Origin of the sequence: Robiginitalea aurantiaca (assembly GCF_030380815.1) — a bacterium.
GTDB classification, from domain to species: Bacteria; Bacteroidota; Bacteroidia; order Flavobacteriales; family Flavobacteriaceae; genus Robiginitalea; species Robiginitalea aurantiaca.
In genome coordinates, this window is the sequence record NZ_JAUDUY010000003.1 from 219,796 (window position 1) to 234,964 (window position 15,169).

10 protein-coding genes are annotated in these 15,169 nt (G+C 48.2%); 8 read left to right on the forward strand and 2 right to left on the reverse strand.

Translation table 11 applies throughout. The features are described from left to right. The 4 genes from QU605_RS07410 (at position 1) to QU605_RS07425 (ending at position 6,888) form a co-directional block, all read left to right on the forward strand. Positions 1–1,281, forward strand: a complete 1,281-nt coding sequence (locus QU605_RS07410; RefSeq protein WP_289724648.1) for a peptidoglycan DD-metalloendopeptidase family protein — start codon at positions 1–3, stop codon at positions 1,279–1,281. Positions 1,282–1,288: 7 nt separating this feature from the next. Beyond that, on the forward strand, positions 1,289–2,935 hold the full coding sequence (gene pgi / locus QU605_RS07415) for a glucose-6-phosphate isomerase (RefSeq protein WP_289724649.1): 1,647 nt from the start codon (positions 1,289–1,291) through the stop codon (positions 2,933–2,935). A 157-nt stretch (positions 2,936–3,092) separates the two neighbouring features. Next, entirely contained in the window at positions 3,093–6,359 is a 3,267-nt protein-coding gene (locus tag QU605_RS07420) for a TonB-dependent receptor (RefSeq protein ID WP_289724650.1), read from the forward strand. Between the two features lie 85 nt (positions 6,360–6,444). Continuing rightward, entirely contained in the window at positions 6,445–6,888 is a 444-nt protein-coding gene (locus tag QU605_RS07425; protein ID WP_289724651.1) for a hypothetical protein, read from the forward strand. Here the strand turns inward: QU605_RS07425 and QU605_RS07430 are convergent. Beyond that, positions 6,881–7,945 carry an endonuclease/exonuclease/phosphatase family protein gene (locus QU605_RS07430; protein WP_289724652.1) on the reverse strand — a complete coding sequence of 355 codons (1,065 nt, stop codon included), beginning with the start codon at positions 7,943–7,945 and terminating at the stop codon, positions 6,881–6,883. The genes QU605_RS07425 and QU605_RS07430 overlap by 8 nt on opposite strands. Positions 7,946–8,038: 93 nt before the next feature. Between QU605_RS07430 and QU605_RS07435 the strand changes: the two genes are divergently transcribed. From QU605_RS07435 to QU605_RS07450, 4 genes are all read left to right on the forward strand, one after another. Continuing rightward, the gene (locus tag QU605_RS07435) at positions 8,039–10,801 is read left to right on the forward strand and encodes a peptidase associated/transthyretin-like domain-containing protein (RefSeq protein ID WP_289724653.1); all 2,763 of its coding nucleotides are present in this window, start codon (positions 8,039–8,041) and stop codon (positions 10,799–10,801) included. Then, positions 10,798–12,192, forward strand: coding sequence for a DUF5689 domain-containing protein (locus QU605_RS07440; RefSeq protein ID WP_289724654.1), 1,395 nt, complete (start codon positions 10,798–10,800; stop codon positions 12,190–12,192). The genes QU605_RS07435 and QU605_RS07440 overlap by 4 nt, the downstream gene beginning before the upstream one ends. A 114-nt stretch (positions 12,193–12,306) precedes the next feature. Then, a complete protein-coding gene (locus QU605_RS07445; RefSeq protein WP_289724655.1) occupies positions 12,307–12,783 on the forward strand; it encodes an ankyrin repeat domain-containing protein in 477 nt (158 codons plus the stop codon). Positions 12,784–12,794: 11 nt separating this feature from the next. Beyond that, on the forward strand, positions 12,795–13,559 hold the full coding sequence (locus QU605_RS07450; protein WP_289724656.1) for a nitrilase family protein: 765 nt from the start codon (positions 12,795–12,797) through the stop codon (positions 13,557–13,559). Here the strand turns inward: QU605_RS07450 and QU605_RS07455 are convergent. Next, on the reverse strand, positions 13,543–15,162 hold the full coding sequence (locus QU605_RS07455; RefSeq protein ID WP_289724657.1) for an Ig-like domain-containing protein: 1,620 nt from the start codon (positions 15,160–15,162) through the stop codon (positions 13,543–13,545). The two genes, QU605_RS07450 and QU605_RS07455, sit on opposite strands and share 17 nt — an antisense overlap. Positions 15,163–15,169: the final 7 nt, after the last annotated feature.

Sequence of the window (15,169 nt, forward strand, 5' to 3'; positions counted from 1 at the left end):
ATGCGATTTTATTGGGGCATAGTTTTAATCTCTCTGGGGTTTTTATCCTGCGGAGATACGACTACAGAGAAGACTACAACGAGCACGGAAATTCCCACAGAAACGAAAGAGATAATTGAGCCATCAATTGCATATGGTTTCGACCTGAATGAATTCAAAGTGTTTAAGGATACCATACGTGCCGGGGACAGTTTTGGGGAATTGATGCTGGATAATAAGGTTGAATATCCGAAAATTCACGAACTGACAGAGCGTTTTAAGGATACCTTCGATGTGAGACGTATTCGGGTTGGAAAACCCTATATGATTCTGAAATCACGCGATACTTCGGAAGTAGCACAGGTTTTTATCTATCAGGAGGACCCCATCAATTACACGGTGATAGACTTTAGGGATACTGTTACAGCTTATAAAAAACAACGCGAGGTAACCTATGTCCAAAAGGAGGCTTCGGGGGTCATACCAAATGGCGGATCCCTTTCGAACGTAATCGTGGAACAGGGCCTGGATTATTACCTGACGTATGACCTCTCACAGATCTACGCCTGGACGATTGACTTTTTTAAGTTGAATCCCGGGGACAAGTTTAAGATCATTTATCAGGAAAAATATATAAATGACACCATCTATGCAGGTGTTGGGCCAATCGAAGCAGCCTACTTTGAGCATAATGGGGAACCTTTCTACGCGTTTTCGTATATGAACGATTCGCTGGACGTTCAGGAGTATTACGATGAATCGGCCAATAACCTTCGAAGGACCTTTTTGAGGGCGCCTTTGAAATTTGGGCGCCTTTCTTCCCGCTATAACCTCAAAAGGAGGATTCGATATTACGGATACAAGGTCAGACCGCATAAGGGAACAGACTATGCTGCCCCAATCGGCACCCCCATTCTTGCTACGGCTGACGGGGTGGTCACTGAATCGACGCGCCGGGGCGGAAACGGTAAATACGTTAAAATCAGGCATAACGGAACCTATAGCACCCAGTACCTTCATATGAAGGCTCAAAAGGTAAAAAAGGGGGAGTTTGTCCGTCAGGGTGATGTCATCGGATGGATCGGGATGACCGGGAATACCGGGGGACCTCACGTGTGCTACCGCTTCTGGAAAAACGGGAGACAGGTAGATCCTCTGCGTGAAAAGCTGCCGGCCGCTGAACCCCTGGCAGAGTCGCTTAGACCAGAGTACTTCGGGTATATAAACCCTTTGAAGGATCAGTTGGAGTGCATTGATTATACGCCAGCTGAAACCATGGAAGATCTGGTTACCCTTAATTAGCCCAAGCATGTCGCTACCAAAAACTGACCCTACCCGGACCGAAAGTTGGAAACTTCTCAAGGAGCATTACGCAGCATTAAAATCAGAACATCTTAGAACCCTTTTTTCTGAGGATCCGGGGCGTGCCGCCCAATTTAGAATCGAGTGGGGTGAATTCCTGATTGACTATTCCAAAAACCGGATTACCCCAAAAACCATGGATTTGCTTCAAAGGCTCGCTGTGGAGTGTGGCCTGGAGGAAGCCATAAAAAAATATTTTGAAGGGGATCGGATTAACGAGACAGAAGATCGCGCCGTACTTCACACCGCCCTCAGGGCAGCTTCAGGTAATTCCCTTTACCTGGATGGTGGGGATATCATGCTCGAGGTTGAAGCTGTGCAAAAGCAGATGGAAACCTTTAGCAATGCCGTTATCAGAGGCGAGCGAAAAGGCTATACCGGAAAGGCATTTACCGACGTGGTGAATATTGGGATTGGCGGTTCGGATTTGGGTCCGGTCATGGTTACCGATGCCCTGAAGTATTATCAAAATCACCTGAACATACACTTTGTAAGCAATGTAGATGGGGATCATGTTTACGAAATCCTCCGGCATCTGAATCCGGAAACAACCCTGTTTATTGTCGTTTCCAAGTCTTTTACGACACAGGAAACCCTCACAAATGCCCTTACGATAAAGAAGTGGTTCTTAAAGAAGGCAACTGAGAAGGATGTAGCCCTTCATTTTGCTGCAGTATCTACGAACACGGAACAGATTTCCAGTTTTGGGATCTCAGAAACCAATGTATTCCCCATGTGGGATTGGGTAGGGGGACGGTTCTCTTTATGGAGCGCGGTAGGCCTTTCTATTTGCCTGGGAATCGGATATGCGAATTTCTCTGAACTACTTGAAGGTGCCCGCGGGATGGACAGGCATTTTCAACAAACCCCATTTGAAAGGAATATTCCTGTTGTTCTCGGCTTACTCAGTATTTGGTACAACAATTTTTTTGGAGCTGAAACAGAGGCAGTTATTCCATATAGCCAATACTTGCAGCATCTCCCGGCATACTTGCAGCAAGGGGTGATGGAGAGTAACGGCAAACGCGCTGATCGGAATGGCAATGCTGTGACCTATCAGACCGGAACCATCATTTGGGGAGCTCCGGGAACGAATTCCCAACACGCCTTTTTTCAACTTATTCATCAGGGCACCAAGTTGATTCCAGCCGATTTTATTGGATTTAAAAAGCCCCTCCACGGGGATATGGATCACCACCATAAGTTGATGGCAAACTTTTTTGCGCAGACGGAAGCCCTGATGAATGGGAAAACCCCGGAAGAGGTAGCCGCAGAACTCCGGGACCAGGGACTCGAAGAGGAGGCAGTTGCGAACCTGCTTCCATTTAAAGTTTTCGAGGGCAACAAACCTACAAATACCCTTCTTATAGAATCCCTTACACCAGCAAATCTGGGAGCACTGATCGCGATGTACGAGCACAAAATCTTCGTCCAGGGCGTAATTTGGAATATCTTCAGCTACGACCAGTGGGGCGTGGAGCTTGGAAAACAATTGGCTAAAACCATCCTTGTTGAATTACAGCGCTCATCGACCGGGAATCACGACAGTTCTACCGTACAATTAATGTCCGCGTACCAGAGCCCGCAGGCGTAAACACCCTTTTAGTAACCCGTTAATAACTTGTCCTGTACTTCCCGGGGCGAGATGTGTTATTTGTTAATTTTATCCCAAATTATTTAACCTTCCGTTAAACTTAAAATGGTTGTAAATGGTCATTTTTGCGCCGGGTTAAAACTAATAAATAAACACCATGAAAAGATTAATTCTGACTCTGATTGCGGTCTTATTTGCCTCCTATACTTTCGCTCAGGGGGTAACAACTTCAGCGGTAGCTGGAAAAATGACTGATGCCAACGGAGAACCTCTTGGCGGCGCCAGCGTTGTAGCTGTGCACCAGCCAACAGGATCGACCTACGGGGCTGCGACCGATTTCGACGGTTTTTACAGGATTTCCAATATGAGGGCGGGAGGCCCGTACCGGATTTCTTTTTCGTATATCGGTTTTGAAACCGATGTTCGCGAGAATGTATATCTGACACTTGGCCGGGCTTCTCAGTTTAATATTTCACTGGAGGAATCGGCCACTGCTTTGGAAGAAGTTGTAGTTACAAGTTCAAGTTCAGGCATATTCGGAGCCAGCAAAACAGGGTCGGAAACGACGGTATCCAAGCGCGATGTGCAGAACCTTCCCGCCACCTCGCGTTCCCTCGCCGATTTTGTCCGGATCACTCCTCAAGCGCAGGTCACGGAGGGGAATGATGGTTTTAGCATATCCCTGGCGGGACAAAACAACCGTTACAACGCGATTTACATTGACGGAGCAGTGAACAACGATGTTTTCGGACTATCGGGCTCGGGAACTAACGGAGGACAAACCGGGGTCAATCCGCTGTCTGTGGATGCCATTGAAACCATTCAGATCAATATTGCCCCCTTCGATGTGAAACAATCGGGATTTTCAGGAGGATCGATTAACGCCATCACGCGATCAGGTTCCAACAGTTGGGAAGGTTCTGCCTATGGCTTTGTGCGAAATCAGAGCCTGGCCGGAAAAACACCTCCCGGACTTGTCGGGGACGGAGAAGAGCGGCAGCGCCTTGCCGATTTCACAGCCCTTACCTACGGAGCCCGAATAGGCGGCCCCATCATCAAGGATAAATTATTTTTCTTTATAAACTATGAAAGGCAGGAGGATGAAACTCCTCAACCGTTTAATTTCAGCAATTATATCGGCAGATCCTCTCTTTCGGACCTCGAAAACCTCGGTAACTTTTTAGGGAGTACCTATGGCTATGACCCTGGTATTTTCGACAACAATACCAGGACACTCGAAAGCGATAAACTAACGGCCAAAATTGATTGGAATATCAATGAAGATCATAAACTTTCCTTTCGATACGGATATGTTGGCGCAAATAACCTTGAGGCCCGAAGTTCGGGATTCAGGAATATCGGATTTATCAACGGTTCGGAACTATTTGAAACCAAAACGAACTCCATTGCCCTGGAGCTGAATTCGCGGTTTGGAAATAAATACTCCAACAATTTCGTTCTGGGTTATACTTCCGTGCGAGACGACCGCGACCCGGATGGGGAACCCTTTCCGACGGTAGATATTCAGGATGGGGCCGGGACCATATCATTTGGGGCGGAGCCGTTTTCAACAGCTAACCTGTTGAACCAGGATGTGTTTACGATAACGAACAATTTTGAAATCTACACGGGTCGTCACACAGTTACCCTCGGGGCTAACCTGGAATTTGCGGATGTCAAGAACCTCTTTTTTGCATTTAACTACGGGGATTACACTTATGAAGATGATTTTGACGATGCCGGAAACCTCATATCCAGCGGGTTGGACCAGTTCCTGAATCAACAGGATGCCACACTCTACCAACACGGTTATTCGCTAATCGGAGATCGTACCGTAGGGGATAATTCTTCCGGGGCTTCGGAGTTTGATACCTTTCAGGCAGGATTCTACATTCAGGATGAGGTTCAGATGTCCGACAATCTCAGGGTGACCCTTGGTGCGCGTATTGATATTCCCTATTGGAGCGACGGTGTAGTAAACGATGATTTCAACAACCGCACCATACCGATTCTGGAGTCCGCCGGAAAGGACCTGCAGGGTGCCAGGGTCGGGCAGAGTATAGACCCCACACCCATGTTTGCCCCCCGGGTAGGTTTTAACTGGGATGTCAAAGGAAAGGGTATGACCCAGGTTCGGGGTGGACTCGGTGTCTTCACTTCCCGCTTGCCTCTTGTATGGCCAGGCGGAACCTATAACAATAACGGGGTTACCGGAGGATTTATGTTTGAGTTTGGACAACCTTTTGAACCGGACGTAAACAATCAGTTTAAAGATCCTGAGCCGGGTACCGGAGGTACCGGAGGAAATATCGACCTTATCGCCAAGGATTTCAAACTTCCTCAGGTGATGAAGTACAACATTGCCGTGGATCAGAAATTACCTTTCTGGAACCTTATCGCCACAGCAGATTTCCTGTATACAGACATCATTACGGATGTTTATTACCAAAACCTCAATCTAAAGCGGCCTGCTGGATTTTACCAGGGTGCCGATATCCGTCCGTTTTACGATCGACGGGATGAAATCGATCCGACTTACAACGGGATTTATCTCGCTTCCAACACCGGTGGAGGTCATGCTTACAACTGGACATTCTCACTTCGCAAGCCTTTTGAGAATGGATTTGCAGGTGGAATATCCTATACCAAGGGAGATTCCTTTAAGATTTTCGACGGTACTTCCTCCCAGAACAGTTCCCAGTGGCGGAATATTCAAACCGTTAACGGCAAAAATTCAAACCTTCCGGTAACCCGGTCCGATTTTGCGATCGGCAACCGGATTACAGCAAATGTCTCCTATGAAATCCCATGGAATGAAAACATCAAGACCACATTTGCACTTTTCTATGAGGGGTATCAGAGCACTCCCTACAGTTTTATCTACAGAGAAGGCCGGGATTTATTGAACGACGACTCCAGGGATAATGCACTTATTTATATCCCCGCGAGCCAGGACGAAATCCTTTTGCTGGATATCACGGACAATGCCGGGAACGTTATTGTATCAGCGGATGAGCAGTGGAACGATCTGAATACGTTTATCAACAGCGTTGATTACCTGAACGAGAGACGTGGTAAATACGCAGAGCGCAATGGATCCCTGGGGGTTTGGAGTCATGTTATCGACCTTAAATTGCTTCAGGATTTCAGCCTGAATTCGGGTGACAAAAAACACACCTTCCAGATTTCCCTGGACATGTTCAATTTCACCAACTTTCTCAATAAAAACTGGGGACAACGCCGTTTTATCCGTAGTGAAGTTAGTCCGCTAACCACGGTTGGAACCGATGAAACTCCAGCTTTCCAGGTAAATTATGGTACGGTTAACGATGATGGTACTCCGAACATTATTGAATTGAACGACGCTGGTCTTGCCTCCTCAAGATGGCAAGCTCAAATAGGCTTGCGGTACATATTCAATTAAAAGATTTGCGATCCCTAAAAACCCTGGCTGTAAGGCCGGGGTTTTTTTATCAAAAAAGAATACCTTTAGGGTCAAACCTTCGACGATGGAAATACTACAAACCGTACATTCTTACCTGGCCTATGTCGCTTTAGCCGTCTTGTTTATTGCAGTTGCAAACGCCGTTCTCGGTCTTTTCGGAAATAAGATATTCACCATGGAAAAGGATCTCAGGATAAGCCTGTTTGCACTGATCATCTGCCATATTCAGCTCCTTGTTGGTCTGTTGCTGTACTTCGTTTCCACCAGTGGTTTTAAAGCGATCCAGTTGGTGGGTATGGAAGGTGTAACCTCCAATCCCGCAGCCCGCCTCCTGGCCCTGGAGCATCCCCTGATCAATATTATCGCAGTGGTGCTCATTACCATAGGTTGGTCCAGACACAAAAAATATCTTGAAGGAAACAAAAAATTCAGGAGTATAGCGGTTTTTTACGGTCTTGGATTGTTCCTTATCCTCAGCCGCATTCCCTGGGGCCAATGGCTTAATTGACGTTTAAGGACCTGGGACGAATCAGGAAGGCATACACCGGAAAGTGATCGCTGTACCCCCCTTGATAGATCCCCCCTGCGTAGGTCCGGAATGGGTAGTTTTTATATCGCCCTGAAGCTGTTTTCAGGTAAGGCGGTTGATGAATACCCGCTTTCCAAAAACGGTATCCCCCTTTAGTTGTGTCTTTCCAGGAGGGGGTAAAGAAAAGCTGGTCAAAAAGATTCCATCGATCCCTGTAGGCCAGGGTTCCAAGACCCCTTCGGTAAGCCTTTGACAGGGGGTTGAATAGATTGATATTTCGGTTCTTACCTTTGGGAGAGGCACGTCCCATTAGAATAGCTATACTCCGATCTACAGGATTATCATTATAATCCCCCATCGAAATAATCTTGGCATCCGAATCCCTGTACAGAATGGAATCGATAAGTCTTCGCTGCAGCAAAGCGGCAGCCTTTCTGTATTCCCGGCTTTTTACCGTCCCGCCTCCACGGGAAGGCCAATGGTTTATCAGAACATAAATCAGGTCCGTATCGAGATAGCCACTGACGACCAACTGATCGCGGGTGTATCTGCGGCCTCCGGAATCCTCATGGAGCAGCAGACGAACGCTCTTGTTCACGTCTGGAAAAAAACGGTCTTTGCGATACAAAAGCGCTACATCTATCCCCCTTCGATCAGGCGAATCATAATGGATAATTCCATATGAAAATGGACTGAGGGCGGGTCGCCGGAGAAGTGCTTCAAGAACCTCCCGGTTCTCCACCTCGCAGACACCGATCAGGTCAGGGGGATGCACACCTGTCTCAATCCCAATTTCGAAAATCGCTTTGGCGAGGTGATCCAATTTTCGGCTCAACCGTCCGGGGGTCCAGTGATCTGTGCCCTCGGGCGTTCTGTCATCATCCAATGTCAGGGAGTCGTTCCGGGTATCGAAGAGGTTTTCGAGATTATAAAAAGCGATGGTCCGGATCTGGAACTCCTTTTTAGGGGGTTCCTGACACAAAAGAATTCCTGTTTGCACAAGGCAGGACAGGACGAATGGAATTACGGGTTTCATACGCAACTTTCCTCAAAACTATAAGGGTAAACTGCAAGGGCGATGCGGCCTGGCCTATGAATTTTGCTTCGGATAAAAAACGTCAATTTTGTTATGGTGCAATACAGGTTGATCCGGGGCTTGCTGATTCTGGGTTTTGTCATTGGCGGACAGTGGAATTTGTGGGCACAATGGTCGGGTTTAAGGGGGAAAGTAGTGGATGGGTTTTCGGGAAAGGCGCTCGGAGGTGTCAGGGTGGTTATACATGGAAAGCAAATTGAAGGACGAACAGATTCCGGGGGGCTTTTTTTCATCCCGCTACAGGAACCTTTGGATTCGATACGTTGCAGGTTTGTACTTGATGGATACCTCCCCAGGGAGTTTTCAAATTTAAGTATCCGGCCGGGCCTTGACCTGGGAATTGTCTCTATGGATCCCGAAGCAGGCGAGAATCCCACGGAAAACTTTATCCCGTTGAGTGAGACAGACCTTTTTGAAGCTGATGTTCTCGGGGGAAACCCGGGATTTCTTCATGCGGGACGAGATGTTTTTCTCAACAGAGCCGCTTTTGACTTCAGTCCGGCTTTTTTCAAAGTACGCGGATATGACAATAGAAATGCCGCTGTATTTCTCAATGGGATTCCAATGAATCGCTTTACAGACGGCCGTCCCCAGTGGAATACCTGGGGCGGCCTGAATGATGTTACAAGGAATCCGCGGTACCATATGGGTCTTGAACCCCCTGAACTTGGGTTTGGAGGTCTTACGGGAACGACCGTTATGGATATCACACCTGAGACGGTCCGGAAGGGATTCCGGTTGACCTTGAGTGCTTCCAACCGGAACTACGCCGGGAGATTGATGGCTACCTACAATTCAGGTTTTGGAAAGCAAGGGTTTGGTTTTATGGCTTCTGTTTCCCGTCGGGGGGCGGCAAAGGGGTATCTGGAGGGCACCCCCTATGATGCATACTCGGTTTTAATGGGCATTGCATTTCGACCGGTACAGGCACACGAGCTCAGCCTCACGGGGATTTATGCTTCCAACCTGAGGGGGCGGTCTGCTGCCCTTACTTCAGAAACGCTTGCCCTGGGTGGCAGGAGGTATAACCCTTATTGGGGATCGCAGGGGGGAGACATACGGAATTCACGAATGCGATATATCGCTGAACCCTTGGTGAGTCTTCGATATCAGTACACCGGCCCCGCTGTGAGATATACGATGGCCCTGGCCTATCGAAAGGGCATTCAGTATCGCACCCGCCTGGCCTACTTCAACGCCCCCAATCCGGATCCGGCCTATTACCGGAACCTTCCGAGCTTCTATTGGAATCGTTCCTTTGGCCCAAACCTGATAAGCGCTGAGGCCTCCAGGGCGGGATTTCTGAAATCCCCCCAAATCGATTGGGCAGCGCTCTACCAGGCAAACCAATTGAAAGGTGATGCTGGGGCAGCTGCCTATATTGTGCAGGCCGACTGCAGTGAAGAAGCCCAATTTTCGGCAAACACTTTTGTCGAATGGGATTTTGGCAGCGGATGGGCACTTAAGGCAGGAGGGCTTTACCAAAACGCGGGCATAGGGAATTACGGTCGCCTCGACGATCTGCTTGGAGCATCTTTTCACCGCGACAAAGATCCATTTAGTAAGACCCAAAATGACGTGTATGGGGTTTTGGAGAAAAGAGGTCGGGATCGGATCGGATACAACTATTCCGTTCGTGTAGATCAGTGGCAGAGTTTTCTGAACCTGTGGTACACGAGGAGGAAATGGACGTCTTACCTAAGCGGGCTTTTTGGGTATACAGGGTATAGGCGAACGGGAAACTTTTTAAATGAAAAATATCCGAATACCTCCTTTGGCCAGGGAAAACAAAAACAATTTCCGGACTACGGCCTCAAAGGAGGGGTGCGGTATCAGATTTCAGGACGGCACTGGGTGCAGTTCAATACGGCATTATTAACACGGCCACCTGTGCTTCGAAATACCTTTATCAATCCAAGAGAGCGCCATGGATTTGTAAAAGGCCTGAAGTGTGAAAGGCTGCAATCCGCCGATGCCTCTTACTTTCTCAGGGGAACTGTGCTCTCCTCCAGACTTTCGGCCTATTACACCCGGATCATGGATCAGGCCGGAGTTAATTTCTTTTTTTCAGATACCGGTTACGGGTCGGCCTTTGTACAGGAAATAGCTACAGGGCTGGATGTGCTTCATAAAGGATTGGAACTGGGCCTTGAACTGGATCTGAGCCCTTCTGTGCAGCTGAGTGGGGTTGTGGCCATAGGCGATTTTAAGTATGCCAGTAATCCCGATCTTCGATTGTATTTCCTGCCCGGGGATCAACCAAGGGATATCCGGGAAGCGCAGGGGAGCCTGTTCCTGGGACAGGCTGCTCTGAAGGATAAAAATATTCCTGCCGGACCCTCGAAAGCCTTTGGTATGGGGATTCAGTATCGCGGGAGCGCATACTGGTGGGTAGGTACAACCATAAACTATCTGTCAGGCCAATATCCCTCCCCTTCATACCTCCGTCATACCCGGGGGTTTCTTTTGGATCCGGATACCGGACAGGAATTGACAGGGGCGATCAGAGAGGAGTACCCCAGGGCACTTAAGCAAAAGGCCCTTCCATCCCTCTATCTGGTAAATCTCACGGGTGGGAAATCCTGGAAAAGGGGACCCCATTACATCAGTTTGTTTATCAGTGTAGCCAATCTTTTGGATGCCTACTACCTTTCAGGGGGATATGAGTCCGGAAGAAATGGCAACCTGAAACAATGGTATCAGGATCAGCTCAGCGGAAGTCCATCTTTCGGAACCCGCTACTGGCCTGGATTTGGAAGAACATTTTTTGTCAATTTGAGCTGGAGTTTTTTATGACTACGCCATTTAAAGCCGGGACAATTCTCGGTCCTCTGCTTGCAATGCTTACCGGGATGCAGTTCGCTTGCCAGAAATATACAGACTATGAGTCCCCGCAAATGGATTGTTCGGGGTTTGGATTTAAGGAGGTTACCCTGTCAGAAATCAAACAGCATTACACCGGACAAACGGTTTTACTTTCGGATTCGCTCCAATGGAATGCAGTGGTAGTCTCATCAGACGCCACTTCGAACCTATTTGGAGAAATCTATTTACAGGAGGATGCGGCAAATTCGGCAGGAGGACTCGTATTTTATACGGATTTATTGGAAACACATGCCCGGGTTCCCTCCGGCACCCGGATCAGTGTGAAGTTAAAAGGTTTGTACCTGGGTGCATCCTCCGGTTCTTTCCAATTGGGTGGTGCCTTCCCGACTTTTGGCAACCTCACTGTGGGCAGATTGCCTTCCCGCCTTTTCTCCGAACACATCAGAGTGCGCTGCGATCAGACAGGTGGCCCGGACCCCTTGCCCATTGGGATTTCAGACCTTACAGACAGTTTGCTCAATACTTTGATCGAGGTTAAAGGGGTTGAATTTATCGCTGAGGAACTGGGACTACCCTTTGCTGATCCCGGTACACAGGTGCGGCGCACCCTGTCGGATTGCTATGGAAATGTCCTAAGGGTTCGAAATAGCGGGTATTCTGATTTTTATTCAGAGCCGCTTCCATCCAGTCACGGGGATGTAAAGGGCATTCTAAGTGTCCATCGAAAGGCATATGAACTCCTGGTTATGAATCCTTCGGATTTTGATTTCGGGGAGCCGAGGTGCGAAAATCTGGCGGAGCAGACACCTACAGATTCCATTATCATCAGCGAGATAGCGGATCCTGATAATCTCCCCCGGGCGCGTTTCCTGGAGTTATTCAATGCCTCCGGCACCCCAGTCGACCTAAGGGGATGGGAACTTCTGAGATACACCAATGCGAATGCGGAACCTGGTAGGCCAATCCTCCTAGAAGGGCTTCAGATTCAGGCGCATAGTGCGGTTGTGCTAAGTGCGTATCCAGAGGATTTTGAGCGGACCTATGGATTCTCCCCCGACAAAGTCATTGCCGAGAATGGACCAGCAGATTCCAATGGGGATGATAACATTGTCCTGATCGATCCCTATGGCAATGTCAAGGATACGTTTGGAAATCCCGGCAAAGATGGGAGTGGTACTGCCCATGAATTTGAAGACGGTAAGGCGGAAAGGCAGGCCTGGGTTCAGATTTCGAGCCCCGCCTATGATCCATTGCAATGGGTCATATACAACGATTCCGGAGGGGAAACTACATTTAATGACCCCCAGCAGGCACCTGAAGATTTTACTCCGGGCAGGCACCCTTACCCGGGTAAGGGATAAAACCCGTACAAATCCCAGCAGCAAGCCGCCTGTATTGCCAGGGATAGGAAACCTGAGGAATTAATTGAAGCGCGGTATTTTCTCTGTTTTTCTTTTGTCCTATTTTTACAGCTTATGGAAACAAATGAATTTTTCAATCATGTCAGGGAAGGAAACCTGTCTGCGATCGAAACCATGCTGGAATCAGCCCCTCAGTTACTCAGCAGCAGGGATCAGCGCGGTTCAACCCCATTGATCCTGGCGGGCTATTACAATCAGGAGGATGTTGTGCGCTTCTTGCTTGAGAAAGGAGTGCCCGTAGATGAAAAAGATAGTTCCGGGAATACAGCCCTTATGGGAGCCTGTTTTAAAGGGTATCCGGAGATTGCCGAAATCCTCATCGATGCTGGAGCCAATATCAATGCGAGAAATGGGATGGGGGGTACCTGCCTTATTTTTGCCGTCACCTTTAACAGGGAATCAATCGTTCGCCTGCTCCTAAGCAAGGGAGCGGATACCCGCGCAGTGGATCCGGGTGGAAAAACAGCCCTGGACCATGCCCGAATGCAAGGGATTGACACACTAATCCCTTTGCTGGAAGGCAAAACCTAAGTGTTTTTGTCATGGAAATTGCGCTGATACAGACCTCACTCCAATGGGAGAATCCCGAGGCTAACAGGATTCATTTTCAGAAGTGTTTTGACTCCCTTAAAGGGTCAGAAGACCTGATCGTGCTCCCGGAAATGTTTACGACCGGTTTCACAATGAGACCGGAAAAGATACCTTCTCAGGAAGCAGGGCTGACTCTGGAATGGATGCGGGAATGCGCTTCCAGGCACAATGCAGCCCTGGCGGGGAGTCTTGTCTTCAAAGAGGGAACGCAGTATTTTAACCGATTGATATTTATGTTTCCCGATGGGACTTATGAGTATTACGATAAACGACACACCTTTACCCTTGCCGGCGAAGACAAAGTCTATAATCGCGGAACGGAACGCAAAACTGTGCGTTACGGGGACTTTACATTTTGCATGCAAATCTGTTACGACCTGAGATTTCCAGTCTGGTCAAGGAATACGGACGATTACGATGTCCTCCTGTACGTTGCAAATTGGCCGGATACCCGGATTGCGGCATGGGATACCCTTCTCAGGGCGCGGGCGATTGAAAACATGTCCTATGTCCTGGGGGTCAATCGAATAGGCGATGACCCCAATGGCCTGGCCTATAATGGTCATAGTGGCGTTTACGATCCTTTGGGCAACCGGCTGGCATTTTCAGAAAATGATGAAATACTGACAGTCAGGCTCGAAAAAGGTGTATTGACAGATGCCCGGGAATCCTTAAAATTTCTACAGGACAGGGATACCTTTAATCTCGAATTATAAAGGTCTCAACTTTCTCCCAATTTGCCCGGATCTCGATAGTCCCCGGATAGAAAAGGATGCGCTCGGGCTGAAGTTTGTTCAGGTAGTTCCCGGTGTCCCACCGTCCGTTTCCGTTCTGGTCAAAAATCAGGCGGATGCGATAATTCCCCGGGGGCAAACTTTTAAACTCAACTTCTTTACTCATTTCGAGGTACGCACTGCGAACCAGTTCGTCCTTTTCGTCCAAAAGTGCTACTAGAATGGGGTACGTCGCCTGCCCCTGCAGGTTGAGCCGCAGCACGCCATAATCTTCAGGGCTCCCGGTGGTAAACCTGGTGCGCAATGTGTCATTGGTTTCTCCAAAGAAATCGGTTACCGCCCCGGGATACAGATCGATAAGGTACACCTGGTCTGCCTCCTTTTCAAAGTCGATATGCACCCTGTTCGAAAGGGTATCCAAAATAGCTTTGAACGCAACAGAAACACTGTCCTCCTGCATCATTTGAAATTTGGTGGTGTTGACTTCTAAAATGGGAAGGTTCCCTTTAAGAAAAACCGTGTCTGCAAAATTCAAGTTTCGGCTGGGTGACCAGGAAAGGAGCATTGAATCCCGGACTGTAGTTATGGGTTTTATGCTGAAGGTATCTATTTGTGTTTCCAGGTCTGGATTTTGCAATGTTAAAACAAGGGAGTCCGCATCAAAGGGCGTTATCCAGAGGTTTAAACTGTCTTTTCCCACTTCCGGGCTCAGTTTTGTTTTAACACTATCCGGGAGCTCGGATAACAGGGATACGATAGGTGGTGAATCCCCATAATAGCCCATTACAATCTTGTTTGAGGCGGAAAAAGAAGGTGGCAAGACTCCGTAATTCGGGATTTCCTTAAATAGGCGTAGCACATATGCCGAATCTGTGGGCAGGGTAATGGTATCGGCTACAAACCCAATTTTATCTACCCCCTGATCAAAAAGATTGTTTTTCCCGACATCCTTTAGGGCGATCAGATGATATGACCCCGGTTTAAGGTTATTCAGCGTGAACGTTACGGCACTGTCCAGGGTGTTCGTGATGTAATAAGGGAGTTTTTTATAGATGACCGAATCTGTAAAGGCTGTGTCGACTTCGTGCAGCATGACGCTGATAAAAGGGTCTGGTTTCAGCTTGTAGGCATCGGCTATGGCTCCGGATAAGGATAGGGAATCGATATAATCCCCTGTAGAGAACACATAAGTCAGGAAATTATTGGGATTTCCTTCATTATTGTCGACAATACTTTGCCCAAAATTAAAGGTGTAAGTGGTATTCTCAAGGAGGGTGTCCTTTATTCGTATTTCAACGTATTTCCGAGCACCTCCCAGGGGGGTGATTTCAGGTTTGTTTTTCAGGGGTGGAGAAATAATCAGTTGATTCTGAATGTCTTCCAGCCGAATGTACTCATCGAAATACAGGCGGATTCTCGTCTCGTCAAACCCGGTCGTATTGTTTGGTGGTTCGGCTTTTATGAGTGCCGGGGGCGTTTTATCCAAAGGCCCTCCCCCAGGGCTACCCCTTCTGCCGCAGTGACTCAGGGCAACCAGGGTACACAGGACAAACAACAAGGCCAGAATTCTACCCAGGTATCGCATACAAATC